17 protein-coding genes are annotated in these 20027 nt (G+C 60.1%); 13 read left to right on the plus strand and 4 right to left on the minus strand.

Going from position 1 to position 20027, the window contains the following annotated elements; genetic code table 11:
* The first annotated feature begins 42 nt into the window (after positions 1 to 42).
* Together G4Y73_RS02725 and G4Y73_RS02730 are read left to right on the plus strand one after the other, a co-directional pair.
* Positions 43 to 966: a lipid A biosynthesis lauroyl acyltransferase gene (locus tag G4Y73_RS02725; RefSeq protein WP_164229098.1), complete on the plus strand. Its 924-nt coding sequence runs from the start codon at positions 43 to 45 to the stop codon at positions 964 to 966.
* Complete coding sequence (locus G4Y73_RS02730) at positions 963 to 2033, plus strand: hypothetical protein (RefSeq protein ID WP_164229100.1); 1071 nt, start codon at positions 963 to 965, stop codon at positions 2031 to 2033. The genes G4Y73_RS02725 and G4Y73_RS02730 overlap by 4 nt, the downstream gene beginning before the upstream one ends.
* Here the strand turns inward: G4Y73_RS02730 and G4Y73_RS02735 are convergent.
* Entirely contained in the window at positions 1992 to 3302 is a 1311-nt protein-coding gene (locus tag G4Y73_RS02735) for an O-antigen ligase family protein (protein WP_164229102.1), read from the minus strand. The two genes, G4Y73_RS02730 and G4Y73_RS02735, sit on opposite strands and share 42 nt — an antisense overlap.
* Entirely contained in the window at positions 3295 to 4176 is an 882-nt protein-coding gene (locus G4Y73_RS02740; protein WP_346426818.1) for a phosphoribosylaminoimidazolesuccinocarboxamide synthase, read from the minus strand. Before G4Y73_RS02740 ends, G4Y73_RS02735 begins: the two co-directional genes overlap by 8 nt.
* A 52-nt stretch (positions 4177 to 4228) precedes the next feature.
* Here G4Y73_RS02740 and rpe point away from each other — a divergent pair, with 52 nt between their 5' ends.
* The 9 genes from rpe to G4Y73_RS02785 all read left to right on the plus strand — a co-directional run bounded on the left by rpe (position 4229) and on the right by G4Y73_RS02785 (position 15189).
* Positions 4229 to 4888, plus strand: coding sequence for a ribulose-phosphate 3-epimerase (gene rpe, locus G4Y73_RS02745; protein ID WP_164229107.1), 660 nt, complete (start codon positions 4229 to 4231; stop codon positions 4886 to 4888).
* A gap of 121 nt (positions 4889 to 5009) precedes the next feature.
* Complete coding sequence (locus G4Y73_RS02750; RefSeq protein WP_164229110.1) at positions 5010 to 9218, plus strand: S8 family serine peptidase; 4209 nt, start codon at positions 5010 to 5012, stop codon at positions 9216 to 9218.
* A gap of 221 nt (positions 9219 to 9439) precedes the next feature.
* Positions 9440 to 10915, plus strand: a complete 1476-nt coding sequence (gene trpE / locus G4Y73_RS02755) for an anthranilate synthase component I (protein ID WP_346426819.1) — start codon at positions 9440 to 9442, stop codon at positions 10913 to 10915.
* Positions 10912 to 11637 carry a hypothetical protein gene (locus tag G4Y73_RS02760; RefSeq protein WP_164229116.1) on the plus strand — a complete coding sequence of 242 codons (726 nt, stop codon included), beginning with the start codon at positions 10912 to 10914 and terminating at the stop codon, positions 11635 to 11637. The genes trpE and G4Y73_RS02760 overlap by 4 nt, the downstream gene beginning before the upstream one ends.
* Positions 11638 to 11659: 22 nt before the next feature.
* Positions 11660 to 12244 (plus strand): aminodeoxychorismate/anthranilate synthase component II, encoded by a 585-nt coding sequence (locus G4Y73_RS02765; protein ID WP_240451123.1) that lies wholly within the window; start codon positions 11660 to 11662, stop codon positions 12242 to 12244.
* Between the two features lie 10 nt (positions 12245 to 12254).
* Complete coding sequence (gene trpD / locus G4Y73_RS02770) at positions 12255 to 13274, plus strand: anthranilate phosphoribosyltransferase (RefSeq protein ID WP_164229119.1); 1020 nt, start codon at positions 12255 to 12257, stop codon at positions 13272 to 13274.
* On the plus strand, positions 13271 to 14065 hold the full coding sequence (gene trpC / locus G4Y73_RS02775; protein ID WP_164229121.1) for an indole-3-glycerol phosphate synthase TrpC: 795 nt from the start codon (positions 13271 to 13273) through the stop codon (positions 14063 to 14065). Before trpD ends, trpC begins: the two co-directional genes overlap by 4 nt.
* Positions 14066 to 14226: 161 nt before the next feature.
* Positions 14227 to 14724 carry a hypothetical protein gene (locus G4Y73_RS02780; protein ID WP_164229123.1) on the plus strand — a complete coding sequence of 166 codons (498 nt, stop codon included), beginning with the start codon at positions 14227 to 14229 and terminating at the stop codon, positions 14722 to 14724.
* 93 nt (positions 14725 to 14817) lie between these two features.
* Entirely contained in the window at positions 14818 to 15189 is a 372-nt protein-coding gene (locus G4Y73_RS02785; RefSeq protein WP_164229125.1) for a hypothetical protein, read from the plus strand.
* Between the two features lie 214 nt (positions 15190 to 15403).
* On the opposite strand, the gene G4Y73_RS02790 is transcribed toward G4Y73_RS02785, so the two are convergent.
* Both G4Y73_RS02790 and G4Y73_RS02795 read right to left on the minus strand, forming a co-directional pair.
* On the minus strand, positions 15404 to 16735 hold the full coding sequence (locus G4Y73_RS02790) for a reverse transcriptase domain-containing protein (protein ID WP_164229128.1): 1332 nt from the start codon (positions 16733 to 16735) through the stop codon (positions 15404 to 15406).
* A 2-nt stretch (positions 16736 to 16737) separates the two neighbouring features.
* On the minus strand, positions 16738 to 17430 hold the full coding sequence (locus G4Y73_RS02795) for an SLATT domain-containing protein (protein ID WP_164229130.1): 693 nt from the start codon (positions 17428 to 17430) through the stop codon (positions 16738 to 16740).
* Between the two features lie 745 nt (positions 17431 to 18175).
* On the opposite strand from G4Y73_RS02795, the gene G4Y73_RS02800 reads away from it, so the two are divergent.
* Entirely contained in the window at positions 18176 to 18811 is a 636-nt protein-coding gene (locus G4Y73_RS02800) for a hypothetical protein (RefSeq protein WP_164229132.1), read from the plus strand.
* A 2-nt stretch (positions 18812 to 18813) separates the two neighbouring features.
* Positions 18814 to 19890, plus strand: coding sequence for an ImmA/IrrE family metallo-endopeptidase (locus tag G4Y73_RS02805; protein ID WP_164229134.1), 1077 nt, complete (start codon positions 18814 to 18816; stop codon positions 19888 to 19890).
* The last annotated feature ends 137 nt before the right edge of the window (positions 19891 to 20027 follow it).

A 20027-nucleotide genomic window follows, 5' to 3' on the forward strand; every position in this document is an offset into this window, starting at 1 on the left:
GGCGCGCCGGGTGGTCGGCGTCGACGAGCAACGGCAACCCGCATGATCGACTTCCTGACCTGGATCCTGCTTCAGCCGATCCGGCTGCTTGGCCGCATGCCCCCGGGCGCGGCGCGCGCCCTGGTTCGCCCGCTCGGGCCGCTGTTCGCACTGGCTCTGCCGTCGCGTCGCCGGATTGCCGAGCGCAACATCGAGTTGTGCTTTCCCGAGATGAGTGCCGAAGAGCGTCAGGACGTTGTCCGGCGCCACTTTCGCTTCCTCGCCGAGATGCTGGCCGAGGGCGCCATCGCCTGGTGCCGGCCGGGCACGCTCGACGAGCGATTTGGCACGGTCGAGGGTCTCGAGCACCTCGAGCGGGCCCGCGCGACCGGCAAGGGCATTCTGCTGCTGACCGGGCATGCCACCTCGCTCGAACTGGGTGGACGGTTGCTGTGTGAAGCCACGCCGACCTGGGGTGTTTACCGGCCGCAGCGCAACCAGGCGGTCGAGAAATTCCAGAACCGCGGCCGCCTGCGCTACGCCCGGGGCATGTTCCGGCGCAACGAACTGCGCGCCATGGTGCGTCACCTGCGCGCCGGCAAGCTGCTGTGGTACGCGCCCGACCAGGACTTCGGGCCGCAGCGTTCGATCTTCGTGCCCTTTTTCGGCCTGGCCACGGCCACCGCCACCGGCATTTCCAACATGGCGCGCATGGGCGATGCCGTGGTGCTGGGCATGTACCCGCTGCGCGACGCCGAGTCCGGCCGTGTCCGGGTCGTGATCGAACCGCCGTTCGAGCATTTTCCCAGCGGCGACGACGCGTACGACCTGGCCCGCTTCAATGCCTTTCTCGAGCGCCAGATCCGGCAGGATCCGGCGCAGTACTTCTGGGTCCACCGCCGCTTCAAGACCGCGCCTGAAGGCGAAGCGAATCGCTATCCAGGCGTCAATCCACACCGCAAGCGCAAGCGGCGGCAACAATCATGAATCGCGCGGCTGTGCGCATTCTCCTGGCCCCGGCCAGCGGACCGAAGGGCAGCGGCGAGTACTACCGCTGCCTGACCCTGGCGCGCGAGATCCGGCGCCAGGACGAAAGCGCCGGGATTGCCTTTCTATTGCATCGCGAAGCCCGGGTCGAACGCGACGAGCGCTTCGATTACCACCTGCTCGATGACACGCCGGCGCGAGCGGGCGACGCGGTGATTGAACAAGTCCGCGCCCTGCGTCCCGACGTGGTGGTTTTCGACCACAGCGGTCGGGTCCGGCAGATGCGGGCTGCCAAGGAAGCCGGCGCCCGGGTGGTGTGGATCAGTAACCGGCCCCGCAAGCGCCTCAAGGGGTTCAGGCCGCGCCAGCTTCGCTGGCAGGACCTGCACGTGGTGATCGACGATCGCCCTGAGCGGCGACTGCATTTTCATGAACGGGCGCTGCTGGCCTGTTTCCCCGGCAGCCGGGCGGAACTGTCGCCGCCGGTCATTCCGCTAGCCGATACGGCAGCACTCGAGCCCTGGCGCGATCAGTTACCGGCACCCAATACGGGCGCTGTGTTCATCCCCGGCGGCGGGGGCTATCAACTGCAGGGCCGGCCGGTGCCGGAGATCTTTCTTGAATCCGCCCGCAAATTCAGCCGCGAAAGCGGTCGCCGGGCGGTCGTGGTGATGGGGCCGCAGTATGCCGGCCCGGTCGATTCAGATCCGGACGTGTTGGTGATCCCGAAAATGCCGGCAGCCGCTGTGGGTGCCCTGCTGAGCGAGGCCAAACTGGCCGTGATCGGCGCCGGCAGCATGCTCAGTGCCCAGGCATTCGCCGCCGTTCGGCCGCTGGTGCTGGTAGCGCTCGGCGGTCGCGATCAGCCCGCGCGGGCCAGGCGTCTGGCACAGGCCGGTGCGGCGATTGCCGCCGAGCCCGACCCCGATCGGCTTGCTGCGGCCGCTCTGCGCATCGAGCGCGAGCCGGAACTGGCCCGGGACTTGTGCCGGCAAATGGAACAATGGCAGGCCGGCGACGCGGCCTCAGGGATCTCCGCCTGGATCCTCGCGCTCGCCCGGGACTGATTGCTGCCGAGCGCTACCGCCGGCCAGGGCGGTCGTGACCGAGGCCAAAAAGGCCAGCCAGACAACACCGGCATTGCGCTCGAACAGCGACTCGGACAGGGCCAGGGTCGCAAACACCACGGCGGCAGCCAGCGCGCACCAGGCCAGGTAGCGACACTGCTGCGAGAAAGTCCGGCTCAACGGCGAGACCAGCAGGATCGGCGCGGCCAGCAGCAGCAGCAGACAGGCGAAAAGGCCGACGCCGCCCTCGATCAGGCTCGACAGGTACTGGTTGTGGGGATGCTCGTAGCGCAGCAGGCCCGGGTCATACAGGCCGGCCTGAACCGATTCCACCAGCGCGACCCGGAACGTGCCCGGCCCGGTTCCCCACAGCGGGTCGGCCTGGATCAGGCCGGCCGCGATCTCCCACATCTGCATGCGCAAGCCGATGCCGCCCTGGCCATTGGTGCCCTCGGCGATCAGGCTCAGTTCGAGCAGGGTTTCGCTGACCCGCTCGCTCATCGGCAGGGTCGGCACGAACAGCACGACCAGGCTCAGCACGAGAATGACCAGCGGCACGCCGAGTCGCATCCGGATCGGCTGGCGCGCACCGGCGGTAAACAGGTAGACCGCCAACAGCAGCGGAATCGCCAGCCAGGCCCCGCGCGATCCCGACAGGGCATTGGCAACGAAGGCCAGCATCACGGCCAGGCCCGCCAGCGAACGCGCTCCCGTGGACTGGCGTTCGTCGGCCAGGCGGGGAATGAGCATCAGGGCGTAGGCCATGGCGAAACCGCCGAAATAGATCGGGTTGGTCGGGCCGGTCACGCGCGCGTCGTACTCGCCCGTCTGTCCGGTCAGCAACCACCAGAGGGCATAGCCGCCGGCCAGCAGGGCCCCGGCGACCAGGCCGTTCCACCACCAGTCTTCCAGGCCGTCGACCCGGCGCAGGTAGAGAAACACCGGAATCGCGCCCAGCAGCTTCAGCAGGCGCTCGGTGGTGCCGCTTCCCGCCTCGGCCAGGCCGTGCCCGGTCCAGGCCAGCAGCCAGGCGGCCACGTAGACCACGATGCTGGCCAGAAACAGCCATTCCATGCGGTGCAGTTCATGCCGGCGCCAGCCGTCGGGGCGGGGCAGCCAGCCCAGGGCCAGCAGCACCAGAGCGACCATGCCGGCGTCGAGCGCATTCGGGACCACCAGGGCGGTGGCCAGGGTGAGAAACAGAATGCCGGCGGTGACCCGGCCGAGTGCTGAATCGGCCGCTACGCGCTGTGGGCCGAATTCATGCATCGGCATCGAGCAGGCGTTGTTCGGCCTCGCGGTAGCGCGCCACCGTCTGTTCGATGATTTCTGCGGGCAGTTTGGGCCCCGGCGCGGTCTTGTCCCAGTCCAGGGTCTCCAGGTAGTCGCGCACGAACTGCTTGTCGAAACTGGGCGGGCTGGTGCCCAGGCGCCACTGATCGATCGGCCAGAAGCGCGAGCTGTCGGGGGTGAGCAACTCGTCGATCAGGTAGAGCTCGCCGTCACCGTCGACGCCGAATTCGAACTTGGTGTCGGCGATGATGATGCCGCGATCGCGCGCAAAGGCCGCAGCGCGGCGATAGATGGCCAGGCTGATGTCGCGAATGCGAAGCGCCAGCTCGGCGCCGATCTGCTTTTGCATGGCGGCCATGTCGATGTTTTCGTCGTGATCGCCCACGGCGGCCTTGGTCGAAGGCGTGAAGATCGGGTCGGGCAGGGCGCCGGCCTGTTCCAGCTCTTCGGGCAGCTCGATGCCGCAGATGCCGCCGCTCTTCTGGTAGTCCTTCCAGCCCGACCCGGCCAGGTAGCCGCGCACGATGGCCTCGACCGGCAGCGACTTCAGGCGCTTGACCAGCATGCTGCGCGGTGTCAGCTCGGCCGCCAGGTCCGCGCTGCCGACGATCTCGGTTAGATCACCGTCGAGCAGGTGGTTGGGCACCAGGTCGGCGAACTGGGCGAACCAGAACTTCGAAATGCGCGTGAGAATCTCGCCCTTGCCCGGAATGGCGTCGGGCAGGACTACGTCGAAGGCCGACAGGCGGTCGGAGGCGACGATCAGCAGGCGATCGTCGTCGACGGCGTAAATATCGCGCACCTTGCCCTGGTGCAGCAGTTCCAGCGGTGGGACGGGGTAGTCGCTCACGTTGGCGGGTACAATGTCGGCCAGCCCCGAATTATACGCACCTGATCCAGCCATGAAGCAGCCCACCCTGATTGCGCCCAGCATTCTCTCCGCCGATTTCGCCCGCCTGGGCGAGGAAGTCACCCAGGTGCTCGATGACGGCGCCGACTGGGTGCACTTCGACGTCATGGACAACCACTACGTGCCCAACCTCACCATCGGCCCGATGGTCTGCCAGGCGCTCAGAAACCACGGCATCACCGCACCCATCGACGTGCACCTGATGGTCGAGCCGGTCGACCGCATCATTCCCGATTTCGCCAAGGCCGGCGCCAGCGTGATCAGTTTCCATCCGGAAGCCACCAAGCACGTCGACCGCTCGCTGGCCCTGATCCGCGAACAGGGCTGCAAGGCCGGCCTGGTGTTCAACCCGGCCACGCCGCTCGACATCCTCGAGTGGGTCATCGACAAGGTCGACCTGGTGCTGATCATGTCGGTCAACCCGGGCTTCGGCGGCCAGAAGTTCATTCCCGCCGCCCTCGAGAAGCTCAAGCAGGCGAGAAAAATCATCGACGACTCCGGCCGCGACATCCGCCTGGAAATCGACGGCGGCGTCAAACCCAACAACGCGGCCGAGATCCGCGAGGCCGGTGCCGATACGCTCGTTGCGGGGTCAGCAATTTTCGGCCAGGACGACTACGCCCAAGTCATCCGGGCACTGCGCGGCGATTGAATGCGACGGGTTGCGGTGATATAAGAGATTTCGAATATTGATTCGGCACCGCACCAGCACAATCCCTCAATTGAAACGACAACGCCGCCGAACATCTAGCGGCAACGATGGTGATTTACCAGTGAAAAACCAGCATGTTGACCGCAAGCGCATCACGCAGCTTGTCTCCATTGTGCTCACGGCGATTTTTCTCTCGTCAGTGGTCTGGGCCGCCGATGGCCCGGAGAAGCCTGGCTCGCGCTCGCCGGATGCATTGACCTTGGAATATTTCATGGTTCCACAGGCATTGGTCGGGCAATTGCCTGCGGACGCCGAATTGATTCATGGGTATCAGGGTCGGTGGCTTGTTCGTACGCCGGCAAATTCGCTGCCTTTGCAGCTGCGCCGCTTGAGCAGTGAACTGGAGGACCGGCAGTCCCTGAGTTACCGTTCCTGGCGCGGGACTGTGGATGGATATGAGCCGGAAGCACTTTCGGCGCACACGAACAGTTATTTTCTCCTTTCCCTTGTGGGGCCGCTCGATGCCCGGTGGCGGGATGAGATCGAGGCTCAAGATCTAACGATCGTTGATCACGCAAGCCCATATGGGTTGGTGGTGCGCGGCGACAGTGCCAGGATCCAGGATGCCGCGACATCAATTGTGACCTCTCAAGGTTTCCAGGTCATCCGGCATGCGTTGCCTTTGCCTGAGTCAAGTCGCATTGCACCGAAAGTGAGCGACTGGCTTTCGGGCCGTGCCACGGCTGCTGCTGTCGGCATGCGGATGTCTGGAGAACGCGCGCTGGTGCGGGTCATTTTTCATGCCGATGCGGATCTGTCCAATGTCCATCGGCGGGTGCTGGCCATTCTGCAACAGGGCCCTGAGTACCGTCCCGGTCGCCGAGCGGCTCAGTTCCTGGCAACGGCCCCGGGCCTATCCAGGCTTCTGGAAGATGTGCCCGAAGTGGCGTTCGTGCACGGTGAATATCCGCGCCGTAAGTTCAACAACCTGGCAGCCAAGGACTACATCATCAATGCCGAGCCCGTGTGGACCGAGCCCGGGCTGGGTTATACCGGTTCGGGCATTATTGCGGGCGTAAACGATTCAGGAATGGATCTGAGCCACCCGGATTTTCCGGCCGGAAGTGTCGTGGCGTTTCTGGGTACGGAGACCGAAACGGACAATGCACACGGTACCCATGTCACGGGCACGGTGGCCGGTCGCGGTGCTGCCAGTTCTCCCAACAATACGTCCAACTGCGGTGATCAAACGACACCGCTGCCCGATGCCCGGGGTATCGCTTGGAATGCCAGCATTACCCACAACAATATCTTTGACGGCGGTAGCACGACCGAGACGGGAATGATGCAATGGCATGCCCAGCAGGGCGCCGACCTGACCAATAATTCCTGGGGCTACACCACTACCTATGGTTATCTGGCCCAAACTGCGGATATCGATGCCGCCGTGCGAGACGCCGATCCGTCGACTTCGATCTCCGACCAGATGACCATCATCTTCGCTGCGGGCAATGATGGTCCCACAAGCGAAACAATCGGCACACCCGGCAACGCCAAAAACGCGATCACCGTCGGGGCGTCGCAGAACGATCGTTGTGGCAGTTATGTGCCCAGTAATTGTAGCGGCCCGGGCATCGACAGCATGGCGTGCTTTTCCGGACGCGGCCCAGCCCAGCAGCGCATCAAGCCCGATGTCGTGGCGCCTGGTTCCGATGTCTTGTCAACCGAAAGTACGGACCCTTCGGCCACCAATCCATGGGAACAGGCCTGGACGGGCAGTGAATATGCACTGATGCCCGGCACTTCCATGGCCAGTCCGGTTGTGGCCGGTGCTGCGGCGGTGTTCATGGAAGCCCATCTCGATCGTCATGGCGCGATGCCCAGCCCAGCACTGGTTAAGGCGGCCCTGATCAACACTGCCACTGACATGGGCTTCGGGTTTCCATCCATGGATCAGGGGTGGGGCCGAATCAACCTGCGCAAGGCCATTGAGGGCCCGGTGCCTGACGGGATTCGATACTTCGATCAACATGAGGTCGATCATCTCTCCACCGGTGAAAGTTGGGATACGAGCATTGCCGTCGACTCTTCAACTGAACCGTTCCGTGTGACCATGACATGGACCGATCCGCCGGGCGCTGGCGGTTGCGATCCCTGTCATATCAACGATCTCGATCTGATCATTACGGCGCCCGACGGTACGGTTTACCGGGGTAATCAGTTCACCGCAGCATGGTCGGAGCCGGATCCGGCTGGGCGTGACGCCATCAACAACGTGGAGAATGTCTACGTCGAGTCACCAGTGACCGGCGAATGGCAGATCGAAGTGGCATCAGTGAGCACCGCGCAGAATCCGCCAGATCTGAGTGGCCAGGATTTTTCCTTGGTGATGACCGGCGAACTGGCCGATACCGGTGTGCTCCTGGATCCTTTCGAAATGAGTGTGTGTTCTTCTGAGGGAAGTGTTGACTCCACGCTCACACTCAGCGAACAGTTCGGTGGCACTACCGATCTGTCGGTCGCCAGCCTTCCAGCCGGCGCCTCGGAAAGCTACTCGGAAAATCCGGTCGTGTATCCAATCAATCAGTCCGTTCTGACCATCAGCGGCCTGGGCAGCGTTGCAAGCGGCAGCTATGACATCGAGGCCATCGCCATCGACGATGCGGATCCGGGCAATACGGCGAGTGCATTTTTGACGCTGAACGTGGACTCAGCAACGCCCGATCAGACAACTTTGCAGTCTCCCGCCGACAGCAGTGCCGGCATTTCCCTGCAGCCCTCTCTGAGTTGGAATGCAGCCATTGATGCCTCGGAATACCGAGTTGATATCGCGACTGATTCCGGTTTCAGCTCCATCGTGCATGCAGCGACCGTGGCAGGCACTAGCTACGATCTGCCGGTTGCCTTGAATGAAAGTACGACCTACTACTGGCGGGTGACCGCCGTGAACTCCTGTGGTGACGGAGTCGTTTCATCGGCCTTCAGCTTCATCACGGAAAGCATTGTTCAGGTTTGCAGTGCACCCAACGTAGCGATCCCGGATGGCGATACGGCGGGTGTCTCCGATTCGTTATCGGTGACCCCCAGCGAGAACATCGTCGATGTCAATCTCTATTTACGCGGGGATCATGATTGGGTTGGTGATCTTGTCTTCAGCCTGACCCATCCTGATAGCTCGACTCAGGCCATCGTGGTCGACCAACCGGGTGTGACGAACGGCGGTTTTGGCTGTTCCGCTGACGATTTTGATCTCTGGCTCGATGACGAAGGCACGGATGGGCCGGTAGAAGATCAGTGTGGCGGTTCGCCCCCTGCGCTGTTCGGTAACCCCACGCCCAACGAGGCCCTGTCGGTCTTTGACGGCTTGGCCAGTGATGGAACCTGGACGCTGAATGCCGCGGACGTTGCCGGTGATTTCAGTGGCACCCTGGCAGAATGGTGCCTGGAGATTTCTTACGAGACAGCCGCTTCCTACACGCTGATCTACACGGCCGGCGCCAACGGTTCAGTCACCGGTACTACACCGCAGACGGTCGACCACGGCGGCGACGGCACGTCGGTCGAAGCGGTACCGGATGCCAACTACCATTTCGTGCAGTGGAGCGATGGCAACACCGCCAACCCGCGCACGGACACCAATGTGACCTCCGACATCACAGTCGAAGCCGAATTCGCCATCGATACCTATCAGCTAACCTACACGGCTGGCGCCAACGGATCGATCAGCGGCACGACGCCGCAGACGGTCGACCACGGCAGCGACGGAACCTCGGTCGAAGCGGTCCCCGACACCGGCTATCACTTTGTTCAGTGGAGCGACGCCAGCACCGCCAATCCGCGCACCGATACCAATGTGCAGGCCGATGTGACGGTGGAAGCTGAATTCGAGATCAATTCCTACACGGTCACCTTCGTCGACCATGACGGCAGCGAACTGAAGGCTGAAACCGTGGATCACGGTTCGGCGGCGACGGCTCCGGCCGATCCCACGCGCGAGGGCTACACTTTCACCGGCTGGGATGTCCCCTTCGACAACGTCACAGGCAACCTGACGGTGACGGCCCAGTACGAGATCAATAGCTACACGCTGACCTATACGGTCGGCGCCAACGGCACTATCAGCGGCACGACAACGCAGACCGTCGACCACGGCAGCGACGGCGCGTCGGTCGAAGCGGTGCCGGACAGCGGCTACTTCTTCTCGCAGTGGAGCGACGGCAGCACCGAGAACCCGCGCACGGATGCGGGCGTCACTTCCGATGTCACGGTCGAAGCGGAGTTTCTGAGTATCTCGGTCTTCTCCGACCGCTTCGAAGATGCCGGTCCGTAGCCCACGACAGCGCGCCCCGAAACCGACGCGAATCGTCGTCCCGGACCCCGATCCGGGACCTCGCACATTCACGCCGGCACGGCAAAACTCACTGCCAGCCGAAGCGTGCAAGGCCCCGGATAACCGCTTCGCGGTTTCCGGGGCGACATAGTTGCTGTTGATGGCCAGCCCGCGCTTGGGCGCATACAATAGCCGGCTCGTTCTTTTCGATGGATGGCCCAGTGGATTCGGCCCGTTTTGAGGAATTCGCCCGCGAAGGCTACAACCGCATTCCGGTCTGGCGCTCGATTGCGGCCGACCTGGATACGCCGCTGTCGGTCTACCTGAAGCTGGCCGACGGCCCCAACGCCTTTTTGCTCGAATCGGTCGAGGGCGGCGAGAACTGGGGTCGATATTCCATAATCGGCCTGCCGTGCCGCCGCGCCTGGCGCGCCACGGGTCGCACGCTCGAATCCCTGGAATACGGCCGCGTCGTCGAGCGTAGCGACGACATCGACCCGCTCGAACAGATCGACGCCCTGGTCAAAAGCCGCAAGGCCCCCGAGCTGGACGAACTGCCCGGCTTCAGTGGCGGCCTGGTCGGCTACTTCGGCTACGAGACGGTCGCCCACCTCGAACCCAGGCTGGATTTTTCGGCCAAGCCCGACGAGCTGGGCGTGCCCGAGATCCTGCTGCTGGAAGCCGAGGAACTGGCCGTGTTCGACAACCTGGCCGGCCGGCTCTACCTGATCGTCAATGCCGACCCGGACGAAGAACAAGCCTGGGACCACACCAATCGCCGCCTCGACCAGCTCGTCCATCGCCTGCGCAGCGGCTCGCCCGGCTACCCGCCGCCGGTCTCGCTCGAAGCCCCGGGCGAGGATGATTTCCGCTTCGGCTTTGCCGAAAAGGACTTCAAGGACGCGGTTGCGCGCATCAAGCAATACATCCTCGACGGCGACACCATGCAGGTGGTGCTGTCCCAGCGCATGAGCGTGGACCTGGCCGCCCGGCCGCTCGACGTCTACCGGGCCTTGAGAAGCCTCAATCCCTCGCCCTACATGTACTTTTTCGATTTCGGCGACTTCCAGGTCGTCGGCTCCTCGCCCGAAGTGCTGGTGCGCGTGTCCGACCGCGAGGCCATGGTGCGCCCCATCGCCGGCACACGCCCGCGCGGCAAGACGGCCGAAGAGGATCGCCGCCTTGAAGAGGAACTCAAGGCCGATCCCAAGGAACTGGCCGAGCACCTGATGCTCATCGACCTGGGCCGCAACGACATTGGCCGCATCGCCGCCACCGGCACGGTCGAGCTGACCGACCGCATGGTCATCGAGCGCTACTCGCACGTCATGCACCTGGTCTCGGAAGTCCACGGCCAGCTCGACACCGACATGAGCGCGATTGACGTGCTGCGCGCCACCTTCCCGGCCGGCACGCTCTCGGGCGCCCCGAAAGTGCGCGCCATGGAAATCATCAACGAACTCGAGCCGGTCCGCCGCGGCGTCTACGCCGGCGCGGTCGGCCACCTGGACTGGCACGGCAACGCGGATCTGGCCATTGCCATCCGCACCGCGCTGGTCAAGGACCACACCCTGCACCTGCAGGCCGGCGCCGGCATCGTCGCCGACTCCGACCCGCAGGCCGAATGGGAAGAAACCCTCAACAAGGGCCGCGCACTGATCCGCGCGGTGAGTGAAGCAGGAGGGAGGCTGTCATGAAACTTCGAAACTTGCTGATATTGATCGCTATCGTTCTGCTTGTCTGCGCTTGCGCGACCTCGCCGGAGGAGTCGTCGGAACCGAAGGGCTATGAAGTCTGGCACGAGGCTGACCACATCATCTATCGCGGGATGATGATCGAAGAGGCGGTTGATGAGGTGGCCAAGCTGCTCCAGAAGCACGGTGACTCGATCAACTGGCTGGCAATCGAATCGCCCGGCGGCGACGTGATGATCGGCATGGATCTGGGCGAGCTGGTGTTCGAACACGGGCTCGATGTGAAAGCGGTCAACACCGGCTGTCACTCATCCTGTGCCAACTACGTCTTCACCGCGGGCCGCCGGAAAGTCATTGCCGAAGGCGCCACGGTGACCTGGCACGGGTCGGCGATACAGCGCAGCTGGAACATCCCGACGCGCGTCCAGCCTCGGACCGGGCTGTCGCTCCGTCGCCAACTCGAGCAAATAAGAGAGCGTCAGAAAGCGTTTTACGAGCGAATCGGCGTCGACGCGCGCATCACCGTCGTCGGCCACGATCTGGATTGCAATTGCGTCTGGGCCCTGTCGGCCGAAGATATGGCCCGGTTCGGACTGGATGGCGTCGAGGTGCCGGAAGACTACCACCAGACGGTGGCTGCCGATGCTGAGGAGCATCGCCGTACCAGGCTCCTGCCCCTGCCCGAAGATGTCTTCGACCGCATCCGCCCACCGGAGGATGCATGAGCCCAGCCAGAGGACTGCACCGATGAAGGTGCTGATGATCGACAACTACGACTCGTTCACCTACAACCTGGTGCAGTACCTGGGCGAGCTGGGCGCGGACGTGCATACCGTGCGCAACGACGCCATCGATATTGCCGGCATTCGTGAGTTGGCGCCCGACCGCATCGTGCTCTCGCCGGGCCCGTGCACGCCCAACGAGGCCGGCGTGTGCCTGGACGTGGTCAAGGAACTGGCCGGCGTGTTCCCGATACTCGGTGTCTGCCTGGGCCACCAGGCCATCGGCCAGGCCTTCGGCGGCGAGGTGGTGCGCGCCCGCGAAGTCATGCACGGCAAGGTCTCAGACATGCACCACACTGACAAGGGCGTGTTCGCGGGCTTGAGCAATCCCTTCGAGGCCACGCGTTACCATTCGCTGATCGTCGCGCGTGAGTCCCTGCCGGACTGCCTGGAAGAGACCGCCTGGACTGAGAAAAACGGCGAGCGGGACGAGATCATGGGTTTCAGGCACAAGGAACTGCCCGTCGAGGGCGTACAGTTCCACCCCGAATCGATCCTCACGCGCCATGGCCACGACCTGCTCAGGAATTTTCTGGACCAAAAGCAATGAAGATAGAACTATGACCGCCATCAAGCAGGCCCTGAACGAACTGGCCGAAGGCCGCGACCTCGAAGGCGAGCTGATGCGATCGGCCATGCACGAGATCATGGCCGGCGAAGCCGAGCCGGCGCAGATCGGCGGCCTGCTCATGGCGCTGCGCGTCAAGGGCGAGACACCGATCGAGATTGCCGCCGCCGCCGAGGTGATGCGCCAGGTCGCCCAGCGCGTCGACATCGACCGCGAGGGCCTGACCGATATCGTCGGCACCGGCGGCGACGGCGCTTCGCTGTTCAACGTCTCCACCGCATCGGCCTTCGCCGCGGCCGCCGCCGGCGTGCGCGTGGCCAAGCACGGCAATCGCTCGGTATCCAGCAAGTCGGGTGCGGCCGACGTGCTCGAAGCCGCCGGCTGCCGGCTCGACCTCACGCCTGAACAGGTCGCCATCCTCATCGACGAACTGGGCGTGGGCTTTTTGTTCGCACCGCAGCACCACACGGCCATGAAGCACGCCATCGGCCCGCGCAAGGCGCTGGGCTTGAGAACCCTGTTCAACCTGCTCGGCCCCCTGACCAACCCCGCCGCCGCACCCAACCAGGTGCTGGGCGTGTATGCCCCGGAATTGGTCCTGCCCCTGGCCGAGGTGATGCACGCCCTGGGCAGCCGCCACGTGCTGGTCGTCCACAGCCATGACGGCCTCGACGAAATCTCCATCGTCGAGCCGACCAAGGCCGCCGAACTCAAGAACGGCGAAATCAGCGAGCTGGAAATCCAGCCCAACGATTACGGCATCAAGCACACCAGCCTGGCCGCGCTGCAAGTGGGCGATGCGAAAGAAAGCCTGGGCTTGGTCGAAGCTGCCCTGGGCGGCGAGCCCGGCCCGGCCGCCGACATGGTCGCGCTCAACGCCGGCGCGGCCATCTACGTCTCCGGCCGCGCCGAGAGCCTGGAAGCCGGCATCCAGCAGGCCAAAGACATCCTCGCCACCGGCGCCGGCCTGGAACGCCTCAAGCAATACGCCACCCGGAGCTACGCCCTGTGAGCGCCGACATCCTCAAGCAGATCCTGGCCGCCAAGAAAGACGAAGTCGAACACCGCCGCTCCGACCGGCCACTGGAAGAACTCAAGGCAATCGTCAAGGATCTGCCGCCCACGCGCGACTTTGCCGGCGAACTGAAAACCCGCGCGGCCGCCACAAAGGACGCCGTTATCGCCGAGGTCAAGCGCGCCTCGCCCTCTGCCGGCATCATCCGCCCCGACTTCGACCCCGAAGCGATCGCCAAGAGCTACGAAGCGGGTGGGGCGACTTGTCTGTCCGTCCTCACCGACGAAGGCTTCTTCGGCGGCCAGTCGGCCTTCCTGGTCGAGGCTAGAGCGGCCTGCCGCCTGCCCGTCCTGCGTAAGGACTTCATTATCGACCCTTGGCAGGTCGTCGAGACCCGCGCCATAGGGGCCGATGCGCTGTTGTTGATTGTTGCCGCGCTGGATGATGACCAGCTTGCCGAACTGGCCGCGTTGGGTAAGGAAGTGGGGCTGGCTGTGCTGGTGGAAGTGCACGACGAGGCAGAGATGGAGCGGGCGTTGGCGGTGCCTGGGGATCTGGTGGGGATCAATAATCGGGATTTGCATCGGTTTGTTACTGACCTGGAGACTACGCTAAGGTTGGCGCCGATGGTGCCGGAGGATCGGTTGGTGGTTTCGGAGAGTGGGATTCACAGCTCGGAAGATGTAAAGAGGCTGCAAGACGGAGGGATTGGGGCGTTTTTGATTGGGGAGGCTTTTATGAGGGCGCATGAGCCGGGCGAGGCTCTGGGAAGGCTAATGGCGAACTGATGAAGTTGTTCGCTTTTGTTTAGTTCGGTTGTCGTTTCGTCGGGCTACGCGAATGCGCCGAGTGACAGCCGGCCAGTCGTTGGTCAAAATCTGAATCGCATGCACACCCAGGTTCTTCGAGTCGCCTGTGGCCTCGATAGCCTTCATTCTTGGAGTGATTTATGGCGCAAGGGGTTTATCGCTACTTCCTGAAGTTCTTCTTTCGAGGACAAGTTGAGCCTTTAGTTGCTGAAGTGCTAGAGCGGGAGCGCGATCGTGTCCGCGAAATAGTGGCCGCCAATCCGGTAAACGCTACAAATGAGGGATTTTTGTGTTTCGATACCGTTGACGGTAAATCGGTTGCCGTGAATCCGAATTTTGTCCAGGTCTTGCATATACTTTTCGAGCCGAGTTTTCCGTCCGGACCAGGGCGATATGAGGGTCCAGTGCTCATGTATATGCGTGATGCTGATGATCCCTTCGAAACGTTTATTGAGGACCCAGAGCAAGCTTACGACCTGTTCTTTCACCTTGAAAATGGTCCAGATGTGGTTCCCGCTGTCAGTTTTGATGACGAAGATGGGGAGCAAGTAATAATCGCAGCGAGAGAGTTGCTGTTTATCGTTATTCCGAGGCATGTTCTTGAAGAGGGGAGGCAGCTCGTAGAGGAGGATATGTAATAGCAGGATGAGCCCTAATCCTCCTGAGAACACAATTTATTGGTGCGCACTGTTCAGGCAGATTAAACAGATGGAAGGAGATGATCGGTTACTATGACTAAAGAGCTCGAGATTGATGCCAAGGGTGATCACCCCTATTTTGGCTGGACTGAAGAAGCTATCAAACAGTACATTATTGATAAGCCCTTAGCGCAGGGTGATCTCATGATGATTTACAACGGGTACGGGGGGCGGCATCACTACCAACTGGCACGCGTTCAAAACACCTGTGTTGGTGCGCAGAAGCGTGTTGTTCTGACCAAATCTGCATGGTTCGGAGGCCCAGTTTTCTACCGTACTGGGAAAAACTGCTATGCCCCAACAGGGCAGTCACGGATGCTGCCGCCGGTCTCTGAGCTGATGCAGTATTTGAAAGACGACGTCGACCTGTGGCTGAGGCGGGATTGGTCAGCTTCTAAAGCCTGAAAGGTGAGAACTAGCGTGCTCAAGATCCTGCGAAGCCTTGCCTAGCGGAGGTCTGTGCACTTCTTTCTGCTGATCGTTGCATGATAAGAATTTGGAAGAGAGATGCGTCGAAGTAGAGCGCATTCCTTTGCAATGTTAGGCGCAAATCAGAAAGCACCAAGTGTCGCATCCGTAGCCGCGGGGTATTTAATGAGGAGGGGAATGAATTCCGTCATCAGCTGAAATTGCCGATATCCTGAAGAAGCTTTTTAGTCTCCCTGTCGACCCTCTTATGGAATCGCAGCCTTACTTCGTCATTGCTTAGCTGTTGGACATTTTCCCCATAGTAGTCTTCTAGTAAATTCCGCATTTTTGAAATGGAGTAGTCGTCGAAGTTTGGAATATAGTTGGTTTCATGCCTGCGATGATTCGTTTCAAAAAATGTCCGAACGAACTTTTTCGGAGTGAAGTCAGCATTAAACCGCTTACATAGCTTCATTACGAAAGCATCCAAAGAATGCAAAAGTGGTTCGTCGTTAATTTCCGAAAAATAGATAAGCCAGCCCCTTCGTTTTCCCTCGAAAACGCAGCCTGTGATACGTAAATTGATACGCCACTGGAGGTAATTTAAGTCTTTTTGTTTTGCATGTCTAAAAGAAGTGAAAAGCGAAATTATGGATTCCCGGAGTTTGGTAATTGATAGTTCGCGCGGGCGGATACTGTTTGTGTCGAAGATGTATCCGAGGTAGGGAAAGGGGTCCGTAGCATCTCCACATACAGTCTTTCGTTCCGGATCGTTGAGCGGGTGAATCTTTAGGCCTAGTCGCCGGAAGCGAACTCTAAGCTCCTCATGCACCGTTTCACGGTTGCCTGAGTCCAGTAAGATGAGGACGTCATCGACAAATCGGAAATAGCGCATGTTTTGCTGTTTCCTGTAGTGGCCATCCAGGTTTTTTAGATAAAGGTCAGCAAGAAGATTTGATACCGATAGACCTTGGGGAACACCAAGTGTTGATAGCGGGCCTTTGTGTCTTTGATGAGATACGGAAGGCTGCGCGATCGCGTCCGCTACAAGATTTAGAGCGCGTGGATCACGGATCCGCTTCCTTAAGCGAGTCAGTAGTTCTTGGTGCTTTATGGAGGGATAAAAGTTCCTTATATCTGATTTTATGTACCCGAGAGGAGGGCGGGCCTGAATCTCCCTCTTTGTATCCGCAACAATTTTTTGTGGAAGGTGGTTATTTAGATCTGTTGAGAATCGACTCGCGATCAACTGGCTTAGGGCCTTTAAGACCAGTCGGTCTCGTACAGTTGGAATGGAAATTTCTCGCGGGGCTTTACCTCTCCCTTTGCTAATCAGGCGCAACTTATATCGTGTGAATGAAAAGTCTCCATTAAGGCACTTTTTGGATATTGTCGAGATGTTCTCTTTAAGGGAAGTTTCGAATACAACAGCTCTTACGTTATCAACTCCAGTTGAGCTGGTGTGTTTGATATGAGTGTTCCAAATGTGCAGAAGCGAGGTTTCGCTAAATGTTTCTTCAAATTCTTTAGCTACGGTCTTCATTTCTACATGTGCAAGGCTGCGGCTAAAACCAGTAAAGGCAGAGAGACGAGAAATAGTCCGGTAAGAAAACCTGCTGACAGGTGGAAAATGTAGGACACCACGACGTACAGCTTCGGTTCTCTGTCCAAATCGGTGGCATCATTCATCATAAATTCCTCACAGAGCGCTGCGAAGTAGTCTTTCTGGAGATGATTTTCAGATAGCGCGAGGATTTCACGGTATTCTTCAGCTGCGTCTGAAGCTCCGAGGTCTTGGCTTTCTAATCGAACGTATAAAGTGCTGAGTTCTTCGTACCCATGCTTAAATTGAATTGCCCGTTCCTTAAATCTGAATCCGTTCATGAATCCAGCGAGCGCTAAAACTAGAATGGAGAAGATGAGCCAAATAGTTTCGGCCGTTTGGTCTCCTGTTGCTATATTCAAGTAGTAAACACTAGCTGCAACGGCTGAGAACGAATACCAAAGCAGGAGAGCGTTAAAAAAAGCGTTATAGCGAAGCATCCGTTGCTCCGCTTTAATCCTTGCTTTTCTTGTCCACCAAATACGGCTCGCTAGTCGTGTTCCTTCATCCCCCATGTTCGATCTCCAAAAAAGATGCTCCGGAGCGCCCAGCAAGTAGCAGTGTTTCGCCTCAACTTTTTGAGGCTTGTCGCGAGCGACAAGGAGTGATGACTCCTCTAGATTAGTGTCGTCCAACAGGGACGGCTCCACATGGGAGCGCGCTCCGGAGCAATAGCGGTTCCACCACCAATCATAACGAGGATATTGCAAGTTTCTGGGCCGCGCAACCCAAATTGAAGAACCAGAGAGAACTAGGGCATATATGGACGCCTCCCTCTCGTCAAGGGGATTTCGCCGCCTGATTGTTGCTGCCGCTGAACCGAATCAAGACGGAAGAACCAGGACACCCACGATTTTGCCGGGTGAATTGGTTTCGACTTGGTTGGCTGGGAAACTGAGAATGTTGTATTGGAAGTCTTGAGAGGGGAAATCTGACGATTCGGGCGGCGGGCAGCGAGTCTGACGCCGATTTCGGCCACGGGATGGCGACGTGAGTGCCTGAGTCAGGGGTTGGGCCTTTAACGGGACACTACCAGGGCTGCGTCTGTTGCCTCAGTGTCTTGAGAACAAACTCTCCAGATACACCCTTCATCCATTGTTGGCCTAGATCAGAAGCCCTCAGTATGAGGGGTTCGGCTGAGCCAATCGGCCGGTAGTAGCGGCTTTCAGTTCCCTGGACACGATGCATCCACTCACGGGGATGTTTGGCAACCTGCCAACGTCCGTCCGGCGGAGCCTCCTCTGCTACGGAGAGTTTACCGGGCTCTACTTTCGAGGCGCACCAAAACGGGGGATTACCGGAGGAATTCTGCATTTCCTGCTTGCGCAGTTGAAGAATTCGTGCCACAATTGAGGCGAAAAAACTTCAACTGGAGTGCCAGTGACACGCTCAGCAATCTACAAATCTGTCTTCGAGGTTCGAAACAAGCTGCACGACTTCGGCTGCGAGCCTTCGATTCTCCGAGATGTCGCCTTGGCGGCAACCGCGGCTCGAAATGAGGCCACGCCGCTCCATCCTCAGAACGCACCAGGCCTGTTGTCGTATTTGGCGGGCGTGGCAAACCTTCGAGGCGCGTTTCTCAGGCTGAATGGCTGGGAAGGATACTCCGTGAAGGGAGTCGAGGGGGTCCAGAACAGCCAGCGTGGACTCATCATCCTTTTTCAGAACGTCGACTTTGCCTGCGGTGTCGTTGAGCCCCGTCCGATCTGTCCGAAGAGGGAAGGTGTCACCAAACTGGTCGACAACGGCACACTTTGCCTCTTTGAAGAAATGGCCGGTGAGGATGGGCTTCGTGAGAACAAGGAAGTGTGGTTCTTCTGCGTTTCGAACCGGAGTGAGGAGCCTCAGGCTGAGCTTTCACGACCGAGCAGGATCGAAGACGGCGCTTTTGGTAAGCTCCTTGAGCGAGTCTACATCCTGACCGGCTCGGAGGACGACCCGCAGCCTTACGGCAAGGAGCAGGATTTAGTATCCGATAAAGATGATTTCGAAGTGTCGGTCACCAAGAAGGCGTAACCGTGTTCAACCCGACCCGACTCGTTTTCGCCAGGAAGCGGAGGAAGTTGACAGCGCGCCAGCTTGCCGAAAAGAGCGGGATTACGCCGCAATACCTCTCAATGATCGAGAACGGCAAGGCTGAGAATGTCGAAGCCGACACGCTCAGGGCGATTGCTGCTCAGCTGAATTTCCCGTACGAGTTCTTCTTTGGGGACGATGTAGAGGTTCCCGGCGTCGACTCGATCAGCTTCAGGTCACTGTCAACCATGTCGGTAAAGGAAAAGGACGCTGCAGTCAATTCAGGGGCGCTGGCACTGCAGCTATCCGACTGGATAGAGGAACGGTTTAACCTACCGAAGGTCGATCTCCCTGATATGCGCTTTGAGGGCGATCCACAGGCCGCGGCCCGATCGTTGCGGACTTATTGGGGAATCGGCGAACGGCCGGTCTCTAATGTCATCAAGCTGCTGGAGTCCAAGGGTGTTCGTATTTTCTCGTTGGCGGAAGACACGCGGAACGTGGATGCGTTCTCGTGCTGGCGAAACGACCGACCTTTTATTTTCTTGAACACTTTCAAAACGGCGGAGCGGAGCCGCTTCGACGCCATGCACGAATTGGGGCACTTGGTCCTGCATCGCCATGGTAAGCCCCAAGGCAGAGAAGCGGAGAAGGAGGCGGATCAGTTCGCATCCTTCTTCCTCATTCCGACTATGGACATGCTGGGCAACGTTCCTTCGCATGTTCGATCGCTTAGCCAGCTTGTCAAGCTCAAGAAGCGGTGGGGCGTTTCGGTCGCAGCACTGGCCTATCGACTCCACAAAGAGGGCATTCTCAGCGATTGGCAGTACCGGGGATTCTGCATTGAAATCCGATCGACTATGAAGGACTCAGAGCCTGAAGGCATGGAAAGAGAGCGTTCTGTTGTGCTTCAGAAGGTGTTTCAGGAACTTTGGAAGGAGCGAACTACCCGCTCGCACGTAGCCAAGGAGCTTTCTCTTCCAGTCGAGGAGTTAGATAACTTGGTCTTCAGCCTGCTGGACCCACCGAGCCCCACAGCCAAGGGCGCCCTCGGGAAGCCCCAACTCAGCCTGGCCTGAAGAATCCCGAAAACCCGGACACCCAGGATCTTCCGGGTTGAGTTAGCTTCTCCCGGGTCGCAGAAACCAGGGACGAAAACCAGGACACCCACGATTTTCTCGGATAAATCAGCCTCGGTGTGGTCGCCCGGAAATCA

The sequence above is a fragment of the Wenzhouxiangella sp. XN201 genome (assembly GCF_011008905.1).
Taxonomy (GTDB): Bacteria; Pseudomonadota; Gammaproteobacteria; order Xanthomonadales; family Wenzhouxiangellaceae; genus Wenzhouxiangella.